Below are 20,621 nucleotides of genomic sequence, written 5' to 3' on the forward strand. Positions count from 1 at the left end.
GGGCGTGCGCTCGCCGCCCCGGGGGCGCGCGCGCGAGCCCCGCCCCCCCCCCCGCGGCTTCCTGCTGGTGCTGCGCGACTGGGTGCCGGTGATGGCCGCGGTCTGGACGTACTCGCTGCTGCGCGGCTACGGCGCGCACACCCCGTGGGCCCCGCACTGGCTGCCGCAACTGCGCGCCGACGAGGTGCTCGGCTTCGGCGAGACCTGGACCGTCCGGCTCCAGCACGCGCTGTGGACGCCCGGCTCGCCGCACTGGTACGACTACGCGGCGACCGTCGTCTACCTCTCGCACTTCTTCCTGGTCTTCGTCCTGCTCGCGGTGCTCTGGCGGCGCCGGCACGACCGGTTCCGCCAACTGCTCGCCTGCTACCTGCTGCTCACCTTCGCCGGCTTCGCCACGTACCTGCTCTACCCGGCCGACCCGCCGTGGCTGGTCGCCCAGGAGGGCCACCTGCCGGGGCTCACCCGGGTCGTGTGGGACGTGATCTCCACCAGCGGGCTGCCGCAGGCCAACTCGCTGGTCGAGAACGGCAGCCAGTTCGCCAACGACGTCGCCGCGATGCCCTCGCTGCACTCCGCCTACCCGGCGATGCTGCTGTTCTTCTTCTGGCCGACGGCCCGCCCCTGGCTGCGGGCACTGCTGGTCGCGTATCCGCTCGCGATGGCGTTCACCCTGGTGTACGGCGCCGAGCACTTCATCGTGGACATCTTCGCGGGCTGGGCGTACGCGGCGGCGGTGGTGTTGGGCCTGCGCCGGCTGCGGAACCGGCGTACCCGGCTCATCAGGGAGCGGGCAGACTTGGCCGGGTGCCGAACCAGCCCCTCCCTCCCGTGAAGCCCACCGCCGAACAGCTCCAGGCGGCCAAGGACACCACCATCCCGGACGTCACCGGGCCCGGACTGCGGGTGCTGTTCTGCGGCATCAACCCGGGCCTGTGGTCCGGCGCCACCGGGCACCACTTCGCCCGCCCCGGCAACCGCTTCTGGCCCGCCCTGCACCGCTCCGGCTTCACCGCGCGCCAGTTCCGCCCGGACGAGCAGGGCGAACTGCCCGCGCTCGGCCTGGGCATCACCAACGTCGCCCCGCGCACCACCGCCAAGGCCGACGAACTGACCGCCGAGGAACTGCGCGAGGGCGGCGCAGCGCTCACCGAGCGCGTGCTGCGGCTGCGCCCGCGCGTCCTGGCCGTGCTCGGCATCGGCGCCTACCGGACGGCCTTCGGGCAGCGGCGGGCCGCGATCGGCCGCCAGCCGGAGGGCATCGGCGACACCGCGGTGTGGGTGCTGCCCAACCCGAGCGGGCTCAACGCGCACTACACGCTGGACGCGCTGGCCGCCGAGTTCCGCCGGCTCCGGGACACCCTGGACGGCTGACGGCTGAGGGCTGACGACTGAGGGCTGACGGCCGCCGGATCCAGTGGCACGACCCGGTCACTCCGGCAGCACGGCCAGCTCCAGGGCGGCCAGCCGCGCCGGGTCGGCGACCACCTCGTAGCCGGCCACCCGGCCGTCCGCCACCGCCACCCGCAGCACCAGCCGCAACCGCCCGCCCGGGGCGATCACGATCCCCGGCACCCCGTCCACCAGCGCCACCGCGCCGAACCGGGCCCGCCGGCCGAACACCGTCGTCTCCCGGGCCACCGTCTCCGCGCCCCGGGCCACCAGGGAACGCCCGGCCGGCAGCGCGGCCGGATCGGCCCGGCGCACCACGTCCGGCGCCAGCACCGCCAGCAGCGCGGCCAGGTCCCCGCCCCGGGCGGCGGACAGGAACGCCTCCACCACCCGCCGGTGCCCGGCCAGCCGCTCCGGCGGCAGCGCGGCCGCCCCGCGCACCCGCTGCCGGGCCCGGCTGGCCAGCTTCTTGGCGGCCGCCGGGCTCCGGCCGACGATCGGCGCGATCTGCTCGAACGGCACCGCGAAGCCGTCGTGCAGCACGAAGGCGACCCGCTCGGCCGGCCCCAGCCGATCCAGCACGACCAGCAGCGCCCGGCCCACCGAGTCGACCAGCAGCGCCTCCCGCTCCGGATCCGCTCCCTCGGCCCCCGCGCCGGCCGCCGGATCCGGCAGGCCGTCCGGCAGCGCGTCGCCGGCCGCCTGCTCACGGCGCACCGCGCGGGCCCGCAGCACGTCCAGGCAGATCCGCGACACCACCGTGGTCAGCCAGCCCGGCAGGTTGTCCACCTCGTCCGGGCCGGCCCGGTCCAGCCGCAGCCACGCCTCCTGGACGGCCTCCTCCGCCTCCCCCGTCGACCCGAGCATCCGCTGGGCGACCGCCCGCAGCCGCCCCCGCTCGGCCTCGAACCGCGCCGCCAGCACCTCGTCCCGGTCCATCGGTCACCTTTCCTCGGCCCCGCCCGTCACACCGATGACGATCCACCCAGCACCGAAGTGACGGGAGAACGCTGTGACCACCACCACCCTGCTGCACCTGGACTCCAGCATCAGCCTCGGCGACTCGGTCAGCCGCGCGCTGACCGCCCGGTTCGCCGCCGCCTGGCGCGCCCGGCACGGCTCCGCCGGCCGGTACGTCTACCGGGACCTCGCCGCCGAGCCGGTCGCCGCGATCGGCGCCGGGTACGCCATGCTCGGCCGCCGCGTCGAACGCAAGGGGACCATCCCGGCCTCCGACGTCGCCGCCCTCGCCGAAGGCCCGGACGAGGAACACGAGTGGTCCCTCACCCACCCGCTGGTCGACCGGCTGCTCGCCGCCGACACCGTGCTGCTCGGCGTGCCGATGTACAACCTCACCGTCCCGGCCGTGTTCAAGGCCTGGATCGACCGGATCAGCTTCCCCGGCGTCTACACCGACCCGGCCACCGGCGAGAGCCTGCTGCGCCGCACCCGGGTCGTCGTCGCGGCCGCCCGCGGCGGCGGCTACGGCCCCGGCACCCCGCGCGAGGCCTTCGACTTCCAGACCCCGTACCTGCGGGCCTACTTCGCCAGGCTCGGCGTCCCGGCCGAGCACCTGCACATCGTCCCGGCCGAACTCACCCGCGCCGACGACATCCCCGCCCTGGCCGGGCTGCAGCCGCTAGCCGCGAAGTCCCTGGCCGACGCCGAGGCCGCCCTGGACGCGCTCGCCACCGCCTGATCTACAGCGGGGTGACGGCCTTCAGCACCACCAGCAGGGCCACGGCGGCGTTGAGCGCGCACAGCGCCGACGCCGCCGTACCGGCCGCGGCGACCATCGCGGCCAGGCCCGCCCGGGTCTTCGCCGGGGGCCAGTTGCGGGACGTCGGCACCGGGCCGAGCAGTGCGGCGACCCGGCGCGGCACCGGGCCGGGCGCGGGCGCCGGGGCGGCGAAGGCCGCGAAGCCGGGCGCCGGCGCCGCGTGCGACACCAGGGCCGCCCGGGCCACCGCCCGCGCGGTGATCCGGCGGTCCCCCACCTCCTGGGCCGACTCCTCGTCCGCCCAGCGCTCCGCGCTGAACGCCACCGCGTACTGCAGCGGCCGCAGGAACGGGTTGACGCAGGCGGCCAGTTGGGTGGTCAGCAGGTACCGGTGGTGGCGGTGGCGCAGGTGCGCCCGCTCGTGCGCGAGCAGCGCCTCCCGCTCGTCCTCGGGCAGCCCGGCCAGCATCCCGGTGGAGACCACCACCCGCCCCGGCGAACCGGGCAGCGCGTACGCGTACGGGCTGCGGTCCGGCAGCACCGCGAGGTCACCGGCCGACTCCGGCCCCGCCGGCAGCCCGGTCAGCGCCCGCCGGGCCCGGGAGCGCACCCGCAGGTGCCGGCCGACCGTCCGGACACAGGCCGCGGCCACCAGGACCAGCAGCCACATCGCGGCCGTCCCGAACGTCTCGTGGTACGGCAGCGCGGCCCGCACCTCCGGGTCGGACCAGCTGTCCGGCAGCGGGTTGCCGGGGATCTGCGCGGTGCCCACCACGCCGATCAGGCCGAGGCAGAGCACACTGCACACCGCCATCACCGCGCTGATCACGGTCATCAACCGGGCCGCACCGCGCGGGTGCAGGTGCTGCTCGGTGAGACGCGCGATCGGCACCGCGGTCAGCGGCAGGATGAGCGGGAGGAAGACGAAGAAGCCCACGGGTCAGCTCTCACGGTCGGCCGCTGCCGGATCGACGGACGCGGCGTCCAGCAGCGCCCGCAGCAGGTCCTCGTCGTGCGGGAGCAGCGCGCTCACGAAGCTGGCCAGGACGGCGTCCCGGTCCGCTTCTCCGTCGAGCATCCGGCGCATCCGCAGGGCCGCCAGCCCGGCCGCGTCGGAGGAGGCCTGCCACAGGTAGGAGCGGCCCGAACGGGACCGCGAGACGGCGCTCTTGGCATGTAGCCGGGACAGGATGGTCATCACGGTGGTGTACGCCAGGTCGCCCTCCAGGCGCTCCTGGACCCACCCCGCGGTGGCCGGGCCGGGCGCCTGTTGGAGCACAGCGAGCACCTGTGCCTCCAACTCGCCCTGGCCGCGCCGTCTGACGGGCGCTTCCGCGGCCGCCGAGGCGTGCCTCTCGTCTGCCATGACGGCCCACTCCCTCCGGATGTCGCGCCCCGTAGCCGGCGGGGCACGCGTTCATCCTAACGAGCGCGGGCCCGGCGCGAACCGGTTCGTGCCGGGCTTCCCGCCTCCACCGCCCTCGACGCGTCGCTCGAACGGCCCAGGCCCGGTTGCCCGGCGCCCCGGCCCGGCGGACGGTCGAAGTCCGTACGGTCCGCCCGTAGGCCTGTTCGGCCCCTGGAGGAGTCCATGAGCAGCCCGTCGCCCGACCCCGCGCAGCCGGAGCAGCCCCCGCGCACCGGCCCCGAGCAGCCCGGGCAGCCCCGGCGCACCGGCCCCGAACAGCCCGGGCAGACCTGGCGCACCACCCCCGGCACACCGCAGCCGACGCCGGGCAACGAGTTCCGCGACTGGGCGCCCGGCCTGGTGATGTTCGCCGGTGTGCTGATGCTGATCAACGGCATCATGGAGGCCCTCCGGGGCATCATGGCGGTCTCCAACGACGACCTCTTCGTCCACACCCCCCGCTACGTCTTCCGGTTCGACCTCACCGGCTGGGGCTGGGTCCACATCGTCGTCGGCGTGCTGGTCGCGGTGACCGGCGCGTTCCTGCTCAAGGGCGCCGCCTGGGCCCGCTACGCCGGTATCTTCTTCACCTCGCTGAGTGCCCTCGACAGCTTCCTGGTCCTGCCGTACTTCCCGCTCTGGTCGCTCGTGGTGATCGCACTGGACGTCTTCATCATCTGCGCGCTCTGCGTCTACCGCCCCCAGGAGGGCACCACGCTCTGACGCCCCGGTGGTCCACGCGCCCGGACCCGTCTCAGGTCCGGACCCGCCTCAGGCCCGGACCCGTCTCAGGTCCGGGCCCGCTGGGTGACCGCGATGCAGACCAGCACCACCACCGCCGTGACGGGTGCGGCCGCCGGCAGGTCCTCGCCCAGCAGCAGCACCGACCAGACCAGCGTCAACAGCGGCTGCGCGAGCTGCAGTTGGCTGGCCCGCGGCACCCCGATCTCCGCCATCCCCCGGTACCAGAGCACGAACCCGCCGAACTGCGACACCGCCGCCGTGTACGCCAGCCCGGTCAGCGCCTTCGCCCCGAGGTGGACCGGCTCGGCGGGCAGCGCGAGGGCCGCGGTCAGCAGCGTCACCGGCAGCGCGGCCACCACCGCCCAGGCGATCACCTGGGCTCCCGGCAGGTCCCGGGAGAGCCGCCCGCCCTCCGCGTACCCGGCCGCGCAGATCGCCACCCCGACGAACAGGAGCAGGTCCGCGACGGTCGGCCGACCGTGGCTCTGCAGCAGGGTGAAGCCGAGGACGGCCGCCGCCCCCGCCACCGCCGCCGCCCAGAACGCCCGGGACGGCCGACGGCCGGTGCGCAGCGCCGCGCACACCGCGGTGGCCAGCGGCAGGACGCCGATGACCACCGCCGAGTGGGCCGTCGAGGAGGTCCGCAGGGCGAGCGTGGTCAGCAGCGGGAAGCCCAGCACGCAACCGCCCGACACCACCAGCAGGGCGGGCCAGTGCCGCCGCTTCGGCAGCGGGGCGCCGACGGCCACCAGGTAGAGCGCGGCCAGCACTCCCGCCAGGGCGCCGCGCAGCCCGGTCGCGGTCCACGGGCCGAAGCCTTCCAGGGCCCACGCGGTCGCGGGGAAGCTGAGGGAGAAGGAGGCCACCCCGAGGGCGGCCAGGGCGGTGCCGGAGGCGGGGCTTCGCGGTGCTACCGCCGACGGGCGGGTAGCGCTATCTTGTGCCGTCATGAATGAGCGTAGCAGTGTGACCGAACTCGCCGACAGGCTGCGGCGGGAGGTCGAGCGCTACCCGGAGGGGCGAAAGCTGCCCTCCAGCCGGGTGCTGGTGGAGCGCCATCAGGTCAGCCCGGTGACGGTCTCCCGGGCCATCGCGGTCCTCGCGGCCGAGGGCCTGGTGGTCTCCCGGCCGGGCGCCGGGGTGTTCCGGGCGGCGGCCTTCGCCGGGCGCCCGGCCGGCACCGCCGCGCCCGCCGCCCGTCCCGGCGACCTCTCCTGGCAGGAGGTCGCGCTCAGCGCCGACTCCGACCCCCGCGACCTGCTGGCCGCCCCGGTGTTCGCCACCCTCCGCGTGCCCCCGCCCGACGTCATCGACCTCAACAGCGGCTACCCGCACGCCTCGCTGCTGCCCGAACGCCTGCTGGCCACCGCCCTCGCCCGGGCCGGGCGGCGCCCGGGCGCCTGGAACCGGCCGCCCACCGACGGCCTCACCGAGTTGCGCGGCTGGTTCGCCCGCGACATCGGCGGCACCGGCGGGCCGATCGGCGCCGGGGACGTCCTGATCACCTCCGGCGGGCAGGGCGGGCTCACCGTGGCCATGCGCTCGCTCGCCGCGCCCGGCGCGCCCGTCCTCGTGGAGTCGCCGACCTACTCGGGCATCCTGGCGGTCGTCCGCGCGGCCGGGCTGCGGCCCGTCCCCGTCCCGGTCGACGCCGACGGCGTGCGCACCGACCTGCTGGCCGACGCCTTCGAGGCCACCCGGGCGCGGGTCTTCGTCTGCCAGCCGCTGTTCCAGAACCCGACCGGCGCGGTGCTCTCACCCACCCGGCGCTCCGAGGTGCTGCGGATCGCCCGGGCGGCCGGCGCGTTCGTCGTCGAGGACGACTTCGCCCGCCTGCTCGTCCACGCGGACGCCCCCGCGCTGCCGCGCCCGCTCGCCGCCGACGACCAGGACGGGGTCGTGGTGCACCTGCGGTCGCTGACCAAGGCCGCCTCGCCCAACCTGCGGGTCGGCGCGCTCACCGCGCGCGGCCCGGCCCTGGCCCGGCTCCGGGCCACCCAGGTGGTGGACAGCTTCTTCGTGCCCCGGCCGCTCCAGGAGGCGACGCTGGAACTGGTCGCCGACCCCGGCTGGGCCCGCCACCTGCGCGCCCTCGGGGCGGAACTGCGGACCCGCCGCACCGCCACCGTCGCCGCCCTGCACCGCGAACTCCCCGGCCTGCTCGGCGTCTACCGGCCCGGCGGCTACCACCTGTGGCTGCGGCTCCCGGACGGCGTCGACGACGCCGCCCTCACCGCCGCCGCCCTGCGCGCCGGCGTCCAGGTCACCCCCGGCCGCCCGTACCACGCCGCCGAACCCCCGGCCCCGCACCTGCGCCTCAGCTACGCCGCCGCCGAGAGCTCCGCGCACGCCGTCGAGGGGATCCACCGCCTCCGCCGGGCCTACGAGGACCTGCCGGCCTGACCTCCGGCCCCGCGCGGAGCAGATCTCAGCGCCCGGAGCAGGCCTCAGCGCCTGTAGCAGGCCTCAGCGCCCGTAGCCCGCCATCCGCTCCAGCCGGGCGATGCGCTCCGCCATCGGCGGGTGGGTGGAGAAGAGCCGGGCGCCAGCCTCGCCGGGGCGGAAGGGGCTGGCGATCATCATGTGGCTGGCGGTCTGGATCTGCGGCTCCGGCGGGAGGGGCAGCCGGCGGGTGCCGGCGTCGAGCTTGCGCAGGGCGCCGGCCAGGGCGAGCGGGTCGCCGGTGATCCGGGCGCCGTCGGCATCGGCCTGGTACTCGCGGGAGCGGCTGACGGCCAGCTGGATGAGCCCGGCCGCCAGCGGGCCGAGGATCATGATGGCGAGCATGCCAAAGAGGCCGGGCCCGTCGTCGTCGTCGCCGCGGCCGAAGGGGATCAGCCAGGCGAAGTTCACCAGGAACATCACCACCGAGGCGAGCGCCCCGGCGACCGAGGAGATCAGGATGTCCCGGTTGTAGACGTGGCTCAGCTCGTGCCCGAGCACGCCCCGCAGCTCGCGTTCGTCCAGCAACTGCAGGATGCCGTCGGTGCAGCAGACGGCCGCGTTGCGCGGGTTGCGGCCGGTGGCGAAGGCGTTCGGCGCGGGGGTCGGGGAGATGTAGAGGCGCGGCATCGGCTGGCGGGCCGCGGTGGAGAGCTCGCGGACGATCCGGTAGAGCCGTGGCGCCTCGATCTCGCTGACCGGCCGGGCCCGCATGGCCCGCAGCGCGAGCTTGTCACTGTTCCAGTAGGCGTAGGCGTTGGTGCCGAGGGCGACCAGCAGGGCGATCACCAAGCCGGTTCGGCCGAAGAATCCGCCGATCACCAAGATGAGCGCCGAGAGGCCGCCGAGCAGGACGGCGGTCCTCAGTCCGTTGTGCCGGCGGTGCACGTCAGGCCCTCCAATGGTGCGGTGGGGAAGCCCTTTCTGCCTCGTCCCTCTTGCCCGGTCAACGGGTGGGGGCCCGGGCCTTGTTCCCTTGTGACCGGCGTGACACCGCCGCGGCACCCCGCCGGGCCGGACCGCGACGGCCGGCCGGGCGGGTGCGCGCTCAGAACAGGCTTCCGCCGGCGACCTGGAGGACCAGCTGCGGGGCGAAGGAGAGGACCACGGCCACCGAGGCGGTGAGCCCCAGCGTGGCGGTCAGGGTGGCTGGCAGCCGGCCTTCGGCCCCGGCCTCGCCGACCGGTGCGGCGCCCGGTGCGGCACCCTCCTCGGCACCCGGCGCCGGGGCGAACAGCCGGGTCGTCCAGAGCAGGTAGTAGTACAGCGCGACGACCACGTTGGCGGCCATCACGACGGCCAGCCAGCCCAGCCCGGCGTCGACGGCCGCGCGGAACACCACGACCTTGCCGAACAGGCCGATCACGCCCGGGGGCAGCCCGGCCAGGCAGAGCAGGAAGAAGGCGAGCGCGAGGGCCGTCCAGCGGCGCCGGGCGAACAGGCCGCGGAAGTCGTCCACGCTGGTCCCGGCCCGGCGGCCGACCGCCGCGACCACGCCGAACGCGCCGAGGTTCACCACGCCGTAGATCAGCGCGTACGCGGCGGTGGCGCCGAGCGGGTCGACCCCGGTGGGCGCGTAGCCGGCGGCGGCGAGCGGCACCAGCAGGTAGCCGGCCTGGCCGACGGACGACCAGGCGAGCAGCCGCACCGCGCTGTAGCGGGTGTCGAAGCGCTGGCGCAGCGCGCCGACGTTGCCCACCGTCATGGTGACGGCGGCCAGCACGGCGAGCGCCAGGCCCCAGGTGTGCGCGTACGGGCGGAAGGCGATGGTGGTGGCGAGCGCGAGGCCGGACAGGCCGGCCGCCTTGCCGACCACCGAGAGGTAGCCGGCCACCGGCAGCGGGGCGCCGATGTAGGTGTCGGGCACCCAGAAGTGGAACGGGACGGCGGCGACCTTGAAGGCGAACCCGACCAGGGTCAGCACGGCGCCCGCCTCGGCCAGCGGCTTGAGCTGCCCGGGGGCGTGTTCCAGGCCCTGGGCGACGGCGCCGAGGTGCAGGCTGCCGCTGGCCGCGTAGACGAAGCCGACGCCGAGCAGCATCACGGCCGTGGCGGTGACGGAGGAGACGAAGAACTTGAGCGCGGCCTCGGCGCCCCGGCCGTCCCGGCGCAGCGCGACCAGGGCGAAGGCGGGCAGCGAGGCGACCTCCAGCGCGATCACCATGGTGGCGAGGTCGCGGGAGGCGGGCAGCAGCGCGGCGCCGGTGGCGCTGGAGAGCAGCAGGAACCAGTACTCGCCGCCGGGCAGCTTCTCCTCCTCGACGGTGTGCGCGGAGAGCAGGGCGGCGATCAGCGCGCCGCCGAGGGCGAGCAGCTGGAACACCAGGGCGAAGTGGTCGGCGACGTACGAGCAGCCTCCCGCGGCGGAGACGCTGGTCGCTGGAGCGTCAGACCCCCCTGCTACGTTCTGCACACAGAAGGTCGCCCGGGGTGATCCCCCGGTGAGGGGGAGGAGTGCGATGAGGGCGAGGGCAAGTCCGGCCGCGGCGAGGCGGCCGAGCCACTTCCGGTGCCGCTCGGGCAGGAACAGGTCGGTGAGCAGGACGGCGAGGGCGGCCACCGCGGCGATCAGCGGGGGCGCGATCGCCACCCAGTCCACGGACTGGATCAGGCTGCCCGGGTTGGCTACGGCGAGGGAGGTCACAGTGTGCTGCCCCGTGGAGTGAGGTCCGAGTGCGGCGATCTGGGCTCCGAGCACGGTCAGCCACCCCCGAGGAGGTGCTTGACGGCGGGGTCGGAGAGGCCGAGCAGGAGCGCGGGCCAGAGGCCGGCGAGCAGGGTGAGGGCGGCCAGCGGCGTCCAGCTGACGGCCTCGTACGGGCGCAGGTCGGCGACCTGGTCCACCGGGGCGGGCTGCTGGGGGTCGCCCATGCAGACGCGCTTGACCACGATCAGCAGGTAGGCGGCGGTGAGGAGGGTGCCGAGACCGGCCAGGACCATGTAGGTGACGAACGCGGGGCGCGACAGGCCGTCGGCCGGGTCGAACGCGCCGAACATGGCGAGCAGCTCGCCCCAGAAGCCGGCCAGGCCGGGCAGGCCGAGGCTGGCCACGGCGGCGAAGGCGAGCAGCGCGCCGATCCGCGGGGCGCGGCCGTACAGGGCGGCGCCGGTGGCACCGGAGAGGGTGTCGAGGTCCGCCGTGCCGTAGCGGTCCTTGAGGGCGCCGACGAGGAAGAACAGCAGACCGGTGATCAGACCGTGGGCGATGTTGGCGAACAGCGCGCCGTTGACGCCCACCGGAGTGAGGGAGGCGATGCCCAGCAGCACGAAGCCCATGTGGCCGACGGAGGAGTACGCGATCAGGCGCTTGAGGTCGCCCTTGGCGCCGGGGCGGGCCAGCGCCAGACAGGCCAGTGATCCGTAGACGATGCCGACGGCGGCGAACGCGCCCAGGTAGGGGGCGAGCGTCGCGGTGCCGTCGGGCACGACCGGGAGGAGGACGCGGACCAGACCGTACGTGCCCATCTTCAGCAGCACGCCGGCGAGCAGCACCGAGCCGACCGTCGGGGCGGCGGTGTGCGCGTCCGGGAGCCAGCTGTGCAGCGGCCAGGCAGGGGCCTTGACCGCGAGCCCGACCATGATCGCCAGGGCGGCGATCACCTGGGTGGTGTGGCTCAGGCCGTTGCCGTGCGCGGCAGCCAGGGCCTGCATGTCGAAGGTGCCGGCCTTGCTGCCGATCAGCAGGAAGCCGAGCAGCATCACGGCCGAGCCGAGCAGCGTGTACAGGATGAACCGGTTGGCGGCCGGGGCCTTCGCCCCGCTCCCCCAGCGGGCGATCAGGAAGTACATCGGGATCAGCACGATCTCGAAGGCCAGGAAGAAGAGCAGGAGGTCCAGCACCGCGAAGGTGGCGAGCATGCCGACTTCGAGGAGGAGGAACAGCCCGACGAAGGCCTTCGCCGACGGCACGCCGTCCCCGCCCGGCAGCCGCTTCTCCGAGTACAGCGCGCAGAGGAAGGTGAGCAGTGCGGTCAGCACGATCAGCGGCAGCGAGATGCCGTCCACGCCGAGGTGGAGGCGCACGTTGAGGGCCGGGATCCAGGACACGTCGGTGGTGGCCTGCATCCGGGCGGGCTCGTCGTGGTCGAAACCGGCCGCCAGGGCGACGGTGAGCAGCAGCACCGCGCCGGTGACGACGCTGTTCAGCCGCAGCGCCCGCCGGTCGGCGGCGGCCGGCTCCGGGCCGAACACCGGCGCCAGGGTGAGCGCGGCGCCGAGCAGCGGCAGCACCAGGAGGGCGATGAGGACTGCGTTCATCGGGGGCTCCTACGGGCGGCGGTCGGAATCGGGAGAACCGGGGAGAGGGGGTACGGCATCCGCTACACCGCCACCAGGACGGCCAGCAGGACGACGCCGGCGAGCAGCGCGCTGAGGTAGGTCTGCGCGTTGCCGGTCTGCGCGAGCCGGACGGCCCGGCCGAGCAGGTTGGCGCTGGCCCCGCTGCCACGCACGTAGGTCTCGACGACCTCGCGGTCGAGGAAGCGGACCAGCCGGGCGGCTGCGGTCACCGGGCGGACGAACAGCGCGTGGTACAGCCGGTCGACGCCGAAGCCGTGCCGGGCCGGACCGAACAGCGGGCCGAGCAGGGTGCGCCCGGGGTCGGCGACGATCACCTCGGCGATCGGAGCTCCGGCCTGCTCGGGCACCCGGCCGGCGTCGGCCGGGGCCGGGCGGCCGGTGGCCAGCCGCGCGGTCGCCGAGTGCCAGGCGCCGTACGCCGCGAGCACGCCGACCACGGCGAGCCCGGTGCCGATGACGGCGGTGACGGCCGAGGGGCGCAGCGAGCCGCCGTCCAGCAGCGCGGGCAGCCAGTCCGAGCGCAGGCCGGCGACGCCGAAGCCCATGGTCGGGATCGCCAGCACCCAGAGCGGCCAGCGCATCGCGGGCGGCTCGGCGGTGGTCGGGTCGGCCTCGTCGAGCTCGGGCGAGTACGGCGCGTCCGCCTCGTGCCCGGCCGCAGACGCCACGGCCTGCGGCACTGCGGCCTGCGACGCCCCGGCAGCCTGCGGGCTGTGGAAGCTGACCAGGAAGAGCCGGGTCGCGTACGCGGCGGTGAGCAGCGCGGTGAGTCCGGCGGAGATCAGCACGATCCACCCGGCGGCCTCCGGCACGGCCGAGGCCGGGCCGAGCCCGTTGGTGAGCGCCTCGCCGTTGGCGGCGTGCTCGGCGGCGGTCAGCACCGCCTCCTTGCTGAAGAAGCCGGAGAACGGCGGCAGCCCGACCAGGGCGACGAGCGCGATGCCCATCGTCCAGTAGGCGTCCGGGACGCGCTTGCGCAGCCCGGGGATCCGGGACATCGCGGAGATCGAGTTGGTGTGCGCGGCGTGGATCACCACGCCGGCGGCCAGGAACAGCAGCGCCTTGAAGGCACCGTGGCTGACCAGGTGGAAGACGGAGGCCTCGCGGTCGCCGGTGGCCAGCGCCCCGGCCATGTAGCCGAGCTGGCCGACGGTGGAGTAGGCGAGCACCCGTTTGAGGTCGTCCTGGGCGAGCGCGCAGAGCGCCGAGCCGATCATCGTCACGGCGGCCATCACGGCCAGCACGACCAGCGCCGCGCCCGACAGCAGGAACACCGGCAGCAGCCGGGCGACCAGGTAGATGCCGGCCGCGACCATGGTGGCGGCGTGGATCAGCGCGGAGACCGGCGTCGGGCCGGCCATGGCGTCCGGGAGCCAGGTGTGCAGCGGGAACTGCGCGCTCTTGCCGGCCACCCCGGCGAGCAGCAGCAGGGCGATCAGCGTCGGGTGGCCGAGCCGCCCGTCGGTCGCGGCGGCCAGCACGTCGGGGATCCGGAAGCTGCCGGCGTCCGCGCCGAGCAGGAAGATCCCGAACAGGAACGGCACGTCGCCGAGCTTGGTGACCAGGAAGGCCTTCAGCGAGGCCGAGCGGGCGTCCTCGGTCTCCCAGTGGTGGCCGATCAGGAAGTACGAGCAGATGCCCATGACCTCCCAGCCGACCAGCAGCACGATCAGGTCGCCCGAGTAGACCACCAGGAACATCGCCGCGGTGAACAGCGAGACCAGCGCGGCGTACGACGGGTAGCGCGGGTCCTTCCTGAGGTACGCGGTCGAGTAGACCTGCACGCAGGTGGCGACCAGGCCGACCAGCACGGAGATCAGCGAGCTGAAGCCGTCCAGGTGGAGGGCGAGCGCGATGTCCGGGCCGCCGGTGGGGGTGAGCCGGGTGGCGGCGTCCAGCGCCTGGCCGGTGCCGAGCTGGAGGGCGACGACCAGGGCGAGCACGGCCGAGACGGCGACCGGCACGATGGCCAGCGGCCGGGCCAGGCCGGGCGCCTTCTTGCCGACGGCCAGGGTCGCGGCGGCCCCGAGTGCGGGCAGCGCGGGGACGAGGGCGGGCAGGGCGAGGTTCATGCGGCGGCCTGGCCCTTCAGCGCCTCGGCTCCGGCCGGCGTCTCCTCGGCGAGCGGCTCCGCCGGATCGCCGAGCGCGGTGGCCCGGTCGATGTCCGCGGTGCCCCGGGCCCGGAACAGCAGCAGGACGATGGCGAGCCCCAGCCCGATCTCGGCGGCGGCGACGGTGATGGTGAACAGGGTGAGCGCCTGGCCGGCGTGCAGCGAGTCGCGCAGCCAGGTGTCGAAGGCGACCAGGTTGAGGTTGACGGCGTTGAGCATCAGCTCGACGGACATCAGGACCAGGACGGCGTTGCGCCGGGCGAGCACGCCGTACACGCCGATGCTGAACAGCAGCGCGGCGAGGACGACGGGGTAGGCGAGGTGCATCAGCTCTCCTCCGACGCGGACGGCGCGGACGGCGCGGACGGCGTAGCGGGCGCAGCGGGCGCAGCCTCTGCGGCCTTCGGGGCCGCCGGGGCCTCTGCGGCCTTCGGATCCGCCGCAGCCTCAGGGGCCGCCGGGTTCTCCGGCGCCGGCCGGGGCACGGTGGCGGCGACGGTCCCGTTCGAGCCCACCGGCCGGCCGGCGCGCAGCCGGCTCGCCCGGGGCGGCGGCACCCGCCGCGTCGACCCGCGCGACAGCACGATCGCGCCGACCAGCGCCGCCAGCAGCAGCACGGAGAGGGCCTCGAAGGGCAGCACCCAGTGGCGGAACAGGCTCGCCCCGGTGACGGCGGCCGAGCCGCCCCCCGCGCCGAGGCCGATCCAGGAGGTCCGGAAGGCGTCGACGACCAGCGTCACCAGCGTCCCGGCCGAGGCGAGCGCCACGGCCAGGGCCACCCAGCGGTTCTTGGAGTCGGCGTCCGGCGAGCGCCCGATCGGCGCCTTGGTGAGCATCAGCCCGAACAGCACCAGGACGATCACCGAGCCGAGGTAGATCAGCACCTGCACCCAGGCGATGAACTCGGCGGTGAGCAGCAGGAACTCCACCGCCAGCCCGCCCAGCGCGACCACCAGCCAGAGCGCGGCGTGCACCAGTTGCTTGGTGCTGACGGCGACCACGGCCGAGCCGAGCACGGCGATGCCGACCAGCAGGAAGACGATCTCCACCCCGGTCGGGGACAGGAACGAACGGGCGGCCGGCTCCAGCGAGCCGGTCGCCGCGAGCAGGGTGGCGGCGCTCACTGGGCCTCCCCCTCATCCGAGGCCGCCGAGGCAGCCGCTGCGGCCGCTGCGGCGGCGGCCAGCTTGTCCGCCGTCTTGCGCGCGGTGGTGATCTCCTTGGGCTCCTCGGCCGCCGGGTCCAGCGCCGGCGGCGCCGGGACGGTCCACATCCACTCGCGGAGCTTGTCCCGCTCGTGGGTCAGCTCCAGGATGTCGGTCTCGGCGTACTCGAACTCGGGCGACCAGAACAGCGCGTCGAAGGGGCACACCTCGATGCAGATCCCGCAGTACATGCAGAGCGAGAAGTCGATGGCGAACCGGTCCAGCACGTTGCGGGTGCGGGCCCGCGCGTTCGGCTCGGCGGCCGGCAGCGTCTCCTTGTGGGAGTCGATGTAGATGCACCAGTCCGGGCACTCGCGCGCGCAGAGCATGCACACCGTGCAGTTCTCCTCCAGCAGCGCGATGACGCCGCGCGAACGCGGCGGCAGCACCGGCTGCACGTCGGGGTACTGCGCGGTGACGGTCTTCTTCGTCATCGTCCGCAGGGTCACGGCCAGGCCCTTGGCCAGGCCGGCACCGGGAAAACTCATGAGATCGCCACCTTGATGACGCCGGTCAGGGCCAGCTGGACGAGGGCGAGCGGGATCAGCACGGTCCACGCGAAGCGCATCAGCTGGTCCTCGCGCAGACGCGGGTAGGTGACCCGCAGCCAGATGACCACGAAGGCCAGCGCGAAGGTCTTCAGGATCATCCAGAGCCAGCCGAGCTGGTCCGCCAGAGGGCCGTGCCAGCCGCCCAGGAAGAGCACCGCGGTCAGCGCCGACACCACCAGGATGCCCGCGTACTCGGACAGCAGGAACAGCGCGAAGCGCAGGCCCGTGTACTCGGTGTACGCGCCGAAGATGATCTCCGAGTCGGCGACCGGCATGTCGAACGGCGGGCGCTGGAGCTCGGCCAGACCGGCCGTGAAGAACACGAACGCGCCGATGAGCTGCCAGGGCAGCCAGTACCACTCCCAGGCGTCCACGATCCCGGGCAGCGAGAGCGTGCCGGCGGCCATCGCCACCGAGGCCGCCGCCAGCACCATCGGCAGCTCGTACGACATCAGCTGCGCGGCCGTGCGCAGGCCGCCGAGCAGCGAGAACTTGTTCGCCGAGGCCCAGCCGGCCATCAGCTTGCCGATCACGCCGACGCCCATCACGGCCAGCACGAAGAACAGGCCGGCGTCGATCGCCTGGCCGACGAAGCCGTTCGGGCCGACCGGGATCGCCAGCAGCACGAAGAGGTACGGCAGCAGCGAGACGGCGGGCGCCAGCTGGAAGATCCGGCGGTCCGCCCCGGCCGGGACGATGTCCTCCTTCTGCGCGAACTTCACGCCGTCCGCGACGAGCTGCGCCCAGCCGTGGAAGCCGCCCGCGTACATCGGGCCGAGCCGGCCCTGCATGTGCGCCATGACCTTGTGCTCGGTCTGGCCGATGACCAGCGGGAGGGTGAGGAAGACGACCAGGGTGGCGACGCAGCGCAGCACCGTGTCGAGCAGGTTCACGCGCCGTCTCCGTCCTGGCCGGCCGGTCCGGCCGTCGTCTCGTCCTGCTCACCCGCGGGCGCGGCGGGCTTCGCCGGCCCGGCGGGCGACTGCTCCTCGGCAGGCTCCTCCGCAGGCTTCTCCACAGGCTTCGCGGCCTCGGCCGGTGCCTTCGCCTCGGCGGGCTTCGCGGGCTCGTCGTGCGCGGGCACCGGGTTGTGCCAGGGCGCGTCCGAGGACCGGGTCCGCGGCGACGCCGAGCCCTCGGCCTTCGGCTCGGCAGGCGCAGCGGCCTCGGCAGCCTCGGCGGGCGCCGGCTCCGCAGCCTGACTGACCGAGCCGTCGGACACCGACCTGACCCGACGCGGCCGGTCCGCCCGCACCACGGGCACCGCCTCGCCAGCGGCCGAAGCAGCAGCCGAACCAGCGGTCGGAGCAGCGGTCGGAGCAGCAGCCTCACCAGCAGCCGAAGCAGCGTCCGGAGTAACGGCACCAGCAGCCTCGGCCCCCGCCTGACTCGCCGACCCCTCCGCCACCGTCCTGGTCCGCCGAGGCCGGTCCGCCCGCACCGCCGCCGCGCCCTCGGCACCGGCAGCAGCACCGGCAGCAGCGCCGGCAGCACCAGCAGCCCGGGGCGTCCGCCCGGCCGCGCCCGCCGCCCGCGCACCACGCGCGGGCCGCTCGGCGACCGGCGGCAGGGTGCCCTTCAGCGGCCCCCACTCGTTCGGGTCCGGCACCCCGGCCGGCTGCATCTTGCGCCGGGCGGGCCCGTCGCCGTGGTCCGACTCGCCCGGCTCCTTGGCTCCCGGCCAGGCCTTGGCGACCCGGGCCGCGAGCACGAACTCCTTGCGCAGCGGGTACCCCTCGAAGCCGTCCGGCAGCAGCAGGGTGGCGAGGTAGGGGTGTCCGGGGAAGTCGATGCCGAACATCTCGTGGGTCTCACGCTCGTGCCAGGCGGCGCCCGCGTAGACCGGTACGGCGGTGGGCAGCGCGGCCTTGTCCCGCGGCACCCGGGTGCGCAGCGCCAGGTGGCGCAGCACGCCCGGGGCGTCGGCGGAGGCGAGGTGGGCGACCACGGAGAAGCCCTCGGCCAGTTCGTCGACGGCGCTCAGCCAGTCGAAGTAGCCCAGGCCGAGCGCGTCGCGGGCGTTGGTGAGCGCCTCGATCCAGTGCTCGGCGGGGACGTCGACGGTGACCAGCCCGTAAGCCTCGGCGCCGGTCGCCCACTCCCCGACCGACGCCGCGTACTGCTCGGCGGAAGTCATGAGGCCCCTCCCTCGGTCGAAGGCCCCGTCACCAGCGGGCGGCGCAGCGCCGCCGCGGGCGCGGCGTAGCGGTCGGGCAGCGACTCGGCGGCGATCTTCTCCTGGAGCTTGAGGATGCCCTGGAGCAGCGCCTCGGGCCGGGGCGGGCAGCCGGGCACGTAGACGTCGACCGGGATGATCTGGTCCACGCCCTTGGTCACCGAGTAGGAGTCCCAGTACGGGCCGCCGGAGTTGGAGCAGGCGCCGAAGGAGATGACGTACTTCGGCTCGGGCATCTGCTCGTAGAGGCGCTTGACGGCGGGCGCCATCTTGTCGGTCACCGTCCCCGAGACGATCATCAGGTCGGCCTGACGGGGTCCGGGCGCGAACGGAATGACACCCATCCGGATGAAGTCGTGTTTGGCCATGGACGCGGCGATGAACTCGATCGCGCAGCAGGCCAGGCCGAAGTTGAAGCACCAGAGGCTGTAGCGGCGGCCCCAGTTGAGCACGACCTTGACCGGGTCGGGCGCGAGCCGGGCCAGCGGGCCGATGCCACGGCGCTCGACGGCGCCGGGGCGCGACGGGTCCGGGAGGCCGAGTGGGACCGGCCCGCCCTGGGCGCCGTGCGAGTGGGTGTGCGTCACGTCCATTCCAGAACGCCCTTCTTCCAGGCGTAGAGCAGGCCGACCGCGAGGAAGCCGATGAAGAGGAACATCTCGATCAGCGTTCCGGCGCCGTACCCGGCGGTGGCGAAGACCGTCGCCCACGGGAACAGGTAGATCGCGTCGACCGCGAAGATCACGTACAGGAAGGCGTACACGTAGTAGCGGATCTGGGTGTGCGCCCAGTCCTCGCCCACCGGGTCCACCCCGCACTCGTAGGCGAGGAGTTTCTCGGGCGAGTACACCACCGGCCGCAGCAGGCGGTTGGCCGTGAACGCCGCGGCGACGAAGAGCACCCCGACGACGGCCAGCAGGCCCATCGCGGCGTACGCGTCGAAGTAGCCGCCGCCGACCGCCGGGTCGGCCGCGACGGCAGCCGCATGCTGCCCCTCCATGCCTTCGCCCTCCACCTCGGCCGTGAACAACCCCTCAAGGCAGTTCTACGACGTTTCCTCGCACGGTCATAACCATGGCCAATGCGTGAGTCTAAGGGGACGGCTCCGCTCCGCCCGAACCCTGCCCGCTCCGCAAGACGTCCGGTGGACACTCCCGCGAGCACCGGGCAGTGGCCCGACGACCAGGACGGGGGTAGGGATAACCCCCGTCCCGGAAGATGTATCACCCCCATGGCATCTCCCGCCCCGGGTTCGGGAAGCTTGCTCCACCAGCTCGACCAAGAGGGACGGTAGATCCAGATGAAGCCGCTGCACCGCCGCACCGTGGATGCCATCAAGGAGCAGGACGCTCAGATGGTCCGCTCGCCGCTGTACGGCGCGCAGATGTGGCGGCAGGTCGGCCAGCTGCTGCTCAACCTGCCGCTCGGCGTCGCCGGCTTCACACTCACCGCCATCACGCTCACGGCCGGCCTGGGGATGTCGATCACCGTGGTCGGCCTGCCGCTGCTGGCCGGCGGGCTGGCCGTCTCCCGCGCCCTGGGCGGGCTGGGCCGCTGGCGGGCCCGCGCGGCGTACGACTCCGCGATCCACGAGCCGGAGCCGGTGCAGCAGCGCCGGCCGGGGGTGGTGGGCTTCACCATCGCCCACCTGACCGACCTGCTGAACTGGCGCTCGGCTCTCTACAACGTGCTGATGCTGCCCTGGGGCATCCTGAGCTTCACGGTGGCCCTGGTCGCGGTCACCGTGATGTGGCCGGTGCTGCCCTGGGTGATCCGGGCGCTGGCGGCGGTCGACCGGATCCTGGTCGAGTCGCTGCTCTTCCCGGGCGCCCTGGCCGAGCGGGTGCGCGAGCTGGAGGACGACCGCGGCACGGTGGTCGACACCGCCGCCGCCGACCTGCGCCGGATCGAGCGCGACCTGCACGACGGCGCCCAGGCCCGCCTGGTCGCGCTGGCCATGGACCTGGGCATGGCCAAGGAGCGGCTGCGCGAGGTCGAGACCGAGGACGACGTGGTGGCCGCCACGAAGATGGTCGACAACGCGCACGGCGAGGTGAAGCTGGCCCTCCAGGAGCTGCGCGACCTGGCCCGGGGCATCCACCCGGCGGTGCTCACCGACCGCGGCCTGGACGCGGCCCTGTCCTCGGTCGCCGCCCGCTGCACCGTCCCCGGCGGGGTCAAGGTGAACGTCGACCTGAAGGGGCCGGACGGCCAGGCCGAGCGCCCGGACTCGGCGGTCGAGGGCATCGCGTACTTCACCGTCAGCGAGCTGCTGACCAACGTCTCCAAGCACGCCGGCGCCCGCACCGCCTCGGTCGACGTCTGGCGCTCCGACAACCAGCTGATGGTGCTGGTCCAGGACGACGGCAAGGGCGGCGCCGCCCCCTACCCGGGCAGCGGCCTGGCCGGGCTGACCGAGCGGATCCGCGCGGTGGACGGGGTGCTCCTGGTACAGAGTCCGGAGGGCGGCCCGAGCAGCATCACCGTCGAACTGCCCTGGCGCACCCGCACCGCCCGCCGCTGAACCGGGGCGCGGAGCGGCGCCGGGACCTCGTCGAGGAAGTGACGAGG

General features: G+C 74.4%; 21 protein-coding genes. 6 read left to right on the top strand and 15 right to left on the bottom strand.

All coding sequences use genetic code 11. From position 1 onward, the window contains the following. Positions 1 to 835, top strand: an 835-nt coding sequence (locus ACFV6I_RS14425; RefSeq protein WP_380425412.1) for a phosphatase PAP2 family protein, incomplete at its 5' end; no start/stop codon positions are given. Beyond that, complete coding sequence (gene mug / locus ACFV6I_RS14430) at positions 832 to 1,374, top strand: G/U mismatch-specific DNA glycosylase (protein ID WP_063351322.1); 543 nt, start codon at positions 832 to 834, stop codon at positions 1,372 to 1,374. The genes ACFV6I_RS14425 and mug, both read left to right, overlap by 4 nt. 57 nt (positions 1,375 to 1,431) lie before the next feature. Here mug and ACFV6I_RS14435 read toward each other — a convergent pair whose 3' ends face one another. Further along, the gene (locus ACFV6I_RS14435) at positions 1,432 to 2,331 is read right to left on the bottom strand and encodes a sigma-70 family RNA polymerase sigma factor (protein ID WP_380344107.1); all 900 of its coding nucleotides are present in this window, start codon (positions 2,329 to 2,331) and stop codon (positions 1,432 to 1,434) included. A gap of 73 nt (positions 2,332 to 2,404) precedes the next feature. Between ACFV6I_RS14435 and ACFV6I_RS14440 the strand changes: the two genes are divergently transcribed. Then, positions 2,405 to 3,091: an FMN-dependent NADH-azoreductase gene (locus ACFV6I_RS14440; RefSeq protein ID WP_380425414.1), complete on the top strand. Its 687-nt coding sequence runs from the start codon at positions 2,405 to 2,407 to the stop codon at positions 3,089 to 3,091. A gap of 1 nt (position 3,092) precedes the next feature. On the opposite strand, the gene ACFV6I_RS14445 is transcribed toward ACFV6I_RS14440, so the two are convergent. Together ACFV6I_RS14445 and ACFV6I_RS14450 are read right to left on the bottom strand one after the other, a co-directional pair. Continuing rightward, the gene (locus tag ACFV6I_RS14445; protein WP_063348909.1) at positions 3,093 to 4,049 is read right to left on the bottom strand and encodes a M48 family metalloprotease; all 957 of its coding nucleotides are present in this window, start codon (positions 4,047 to 4,049) and stop codon (positions 3,093 to 3,095) included. A 3-nt stretch (positions 4,050 to 4,052) separates the two neighbouring features. Further along, the gene (locus tag ACFV6I_RS14450) at positions 4,053 to 4,478 is read right to left on the bottom strand and encodes a BlaI/MecI/CopY family transcriptional regulator (protein WP_063348908.1); all 426 of its coding nucleotides are present in this window, start codon (positions 4,476 to 4,478) and stop codon (positions 4,053 to 4,055) included. A 225-nt stretch (positions 4,479 to 4,703) separates the two neighbouring features. Here ACFV6I_RS14450 and ACFV6I_RS14455 point away from each other — a divergent pair, with 225 nt between their 5' ends. After that, positions 4,704 to 5,243: a hypothetical protein gene (locus tag ACFV6I_RS14455; RefSeq protein ID WP_380425416.1), complete on the top strand. Its 540-nt coding sequence runs from the start codon at positions 4,704 to 4,706 to the stop codon at positions 5,241 to 5,243. Between the two features lie 65 nt (positions 5,244 to 5,308). Here ACFV6I_RS14455 and ACFV6I_RS14460 read toward each other — a convergent pair whose 3' ends face one another. Next, a complete protein-coding gene (locus tag ACFV6I_RS14460) occupies positions 5,309 to 6,214 on the bottom strand; it encodes a DMT family transporter (RefSeq protein WP_363374971.1) in 906 nt (301 codons plus the stop codon). On the opposite strand from ACFV6I_RS14460, the gene ACFV6I_RS14465 reads away from it, so the two are divergent. Then, the gene (locus ACFV6I_RS14465) at positions 6,213 to 7,667 is read left to right on the top strand and encodes a PLP-dependent aminotransferase family protein (RefSeq protein WP_380375433.1); all 1,455 of its coding nucleotides are present in this window, start codon (positions 6,213 to 6,215) and stop codon (positions 7,665 to 7,667) included. The genes ACFV6I_RS14460 and ACFV6I_RS14465 overlap by 2 nt on opposite strands. 63 nt (positions 7,668 to 7,730) lie before the next feature. On the opposite strand, the gene htpX is transcribed toward ACFV6I_RS14465, so the two are convergent. From htpX to ACFV6I_RS14520, 11 genes are all read right to left on the bottom strand, one after another. Continuing rightward, the gene (gene htpX / locus ACFV6I_RS14470) at positions 7,731 to 8,594 is read right to left on the bottom strand and encodes a zinc metalloprotease HtpX (RefSeq protein ID WP_063348905.1); all 864 of its coding nucleotides are present in this window, start codon (positions 8,592 to 8,594) and stop codon (positions 7,731 to 7,733) included. A 160-nt stretch (positions 8,595 to 8,754) separates the two neighbouring features. Continuing rightward, the gene (locus ACFV6I_RS14475) at positions 8,755 to 10,350 is read right to left on the bottom strand and encodes an NADH-quinone oxidoreductase subunit N (protein WP_380425428.1); all 1,596 of its coding nucleotides are present in this window, start codon (positions 10,348 to 10,350) and stop codon (positions 8,755 to 8,757) included. Positions 10,351 to 10,406: 56 nt separating this feature from the next. Then, positions 10,407 to 11,963 carry a NuoM family protein gene (locus tag ACFV6I_RS14480; RefSeq protein ID WP_380425419.1) on the bottom strand — a complete coding sequence of 519 codons (1,557 nt, stop codon included), beginning with the start codon at positions 11,961 to 11,963 and terminating at the stop codon, positions 10,407 to 10,409. A gap of 62 nt (positions 11,964 to 12,025) precedes the next feature. After that, entirely contained in the window at positions 12,026 to 14,077 is a 2,052-nt protein-coding gene (locus ACFV6I_RS14485) for an NADH-quinone oxidoreductase subunit L (protein WP_380425421.1), read from the bottom strand. Beyond that, positions 14,074 to 14,445 carry an NADH-quinone oxidoreductase subunit NuoK gene (nuoK, locus tag ACFV6I_RS14490; protein WP_063348902.1) on the bottom strand — a complete coding sequence of 124 codons (372 nt, stop codon included), beginning with the start codon at positions 14,443 to 14,445 and terminating at the stop codon, positions 14,074 to 14,076. The genes ACFV6I_RS14485 and nuoK overlap by 4 nt, the downstream gene beginning before the upstream one ends. Then, positions 14,445 to 15,242, bottom strand: coding sequence for an NADH-quinone oxidoreductase subunit J (locus ACFV6I_RS14495; protein WP_380425423.1), 798 nt, complete (start codon positions 15,240 to 15,242; stop codon positions 14,445 to 14,447). Before ACFV6I_RS14495 ends, nuoK begins: the two co-directional genes overlap by 1 nt. Next, entirely contained in the window at positions 15,239 to 15,811 is a 573-nt protein-coding gene (locus ACFV6I_RS14500) for a NuoI/complex I 23 kDa subunit family protein (protein WP_380344090.1), read from the bottom strand. Before ACFV6I_RS14500 ends, ACFV6I_RS14495 begins: the two co-directional genes overlap by 4 nt. After that, entirely contained in the window at positions 15,808 to 16,767 is a 960-nt protein-coding gene (gene nuoH / locus ACFV6I_RS14505; RefSeq protein WP_380344087.1) for an NADH-quinone oxidoreductase subunit NuoH, read from the bottom strand. Before nuoH ends, ACFV6I_RS14500 begins: the two co-directional genes overlap by 4 nt. Continuing rightward, on the bottom strand, positions 16,764 to 18,011 hold the full coding sequence (locus ACFV6I_RS14510) for an NADH-quinone oxidoreductase subunit C (RefSeq protein ID WP_380425425.1): 1,248 nt from the start codon (positions 18,009 to 18,011) through the stop codon (positions 16,764 to 16,766). The genes nuoH and ACFV6I_RS14510 overlap by 4 nt, the downstream gene beginning before the upstream one ends. Further along, complete coding sequence (locus tag ACFV6I_RS14515; protein ID WP_063348898.1) at positions 18,008 to 18,643, bottom strand: NADH-quinone oxidoreductase subunit B; 636 nt, start codon at positions 18,641 to 18,643, stop codon at positions 18,008 to 18,010. Before ACFV6I_RS14515 ends, ACFV6I_RS14510 begins: the two co-directional genes overlap by 4 nt. Further along, complete coding sequence (locus ACFV6I_RS14520; protein WP_063351317.1) at positions 18,634 to 19,050, bottom strand: NADH-quinone oxidoreductase subunit A; 417 nt, start codon at positions 19,048 to 19,050, stop codon at positions 18,634 to 18,636. The genes ACFV6I_RS14515 and ACFV6I_RS14520 overlap by 10 nt, the downstream gene beginning before the upstream one ends. A 354-nt stretch (positions 19,051 to 19,404) precedes the next feature. On the opposite strand from ACFV6I_RS14520, the gene ACFV6I_RS14525 reads away from it, so the two are divergent. After that, positions 19,405 to 20,574 carry a sensor histidine kinase gene (locus ACFV6I_RS14525; RefSeq protein ID WP_063351316.1) on the top strand — a complete coding sequence of 390 codons (1,170 nt, stop codon included), beginning with the start codon at positions 19,405 to 19,407 and terminating at the stop codon, positions 20,572 to 20,574. Positions 20,575 to 20,621 lie beyond the last annotated feature (47 nt).

The organism is Kitasatospora sp. NPDC059803 (assembly GCF_042732255.1).
Lineage (GTDB): Bacteria > Actinomycetota > Actinomycetes > Streptomycetales > Streptomycetaceae > Kitasatospora.

Excerpts from the sequence above, each read along its gene's own strand:
- ACFV6I_RS14435 (WP_380344107.1), bottom strand. The coding sequence starts at position 2,331 with ATGGACCGGGACGAGGTGCTGGCGGCGCGGTTCGAGGCCGAGCGGGGG.
- ACFV6I_RS14450 (WP_063348908.1), bottom strand. The coding sequence starts at position 4,478 with ATGGCAGACGAGAGGCACGCCTCGGCGGCCGCGGAAGCGCCCGTCAGA.
- ACFV6I_RS14455 (WP_380425416.1), top strand. The coding sequence starts at position 4,704 with ATGAGCAGCCCGTCGCCCGACCCCGCGCAGCCGGAGCAGCCCCCGCGC.
- ACFV6I_RS14465 (WP_380375433.1), top strand. The coding sequence starts at position 6,213 with ATGAATGAGCGTAGCAGTGTGACCGAACTCGCCGACAGGCTGCGGCGG.
- ACFV6I_RS14460 (WP_363374971.1), bottom strand. The coding sequence starts at position 6,214 with ATGACGGCACAAGATAGCGCTACCCGCCCGTCGGCGGTAGCACCGCGA.
- ACFV6I_RS14480 (WP_380425419.1), bottom strand. The coding sequence starts at position 11,963 with ATGAACGCAGTCCTCATCGCCCTCCTGGTGCTGCCGCTGCTCGGCGCC.
- ACFV6I_RS14485 (WP_380425421.1), bottom strand. The coding sequence starts at position 14,077 with ATGAACCTCGCCCTGCCCGCCCTCGTCCCCGCGCTGCCCGCACTCGGG.
- nuoK (WP_063348902.1), bottom strand. The coding sequence starts at position 14,445 with ATGCACCTCGCCTACCCCGTCGTCCTCGCCGCGCTGCTGTTCAGCATC.
- ACFV6I_RS14500 (WP_380344090.1), bottom strand. The coding sequence starts at position 15,811 with ATGAGTTTTCCCGGTGCCGGCCTGGCCAAGGGCCTGGCCGTGACCCTG.
- ACFV6I_RS14510 (WP_380425425.1), bottom strand. The coding sequence starts at position 18,011 with ATGACTTCCGCCGAGCAGTACGCGGCGTCGGTCGGGGAGTGGGCGACC.
- ACFV6I_RS14515 (WP_063348898.1), bottom strand. The coding sequence starts at position 18,643 with ATGGACGTGACGCACACCCACTCGCACGGCGCCCAGGGCGGGCCGGTC.
- ACFV6I_RS14520 (WP_063351317.1), bottom strand. The coding sequence starts at position 19,050 with ATGGAGGGGCAGCATGCGGCTGCCGTCGCGGCCGACCCGGCGGTCGGC.
- ACFV6I_RS14525 (WP_063351316.1), top strand. The coding sequence starts at position 19,405 with ATGGTCCGCTCGCCGCTGTACGGCGCGCAGATGTGGCGGCAGGTCGGC.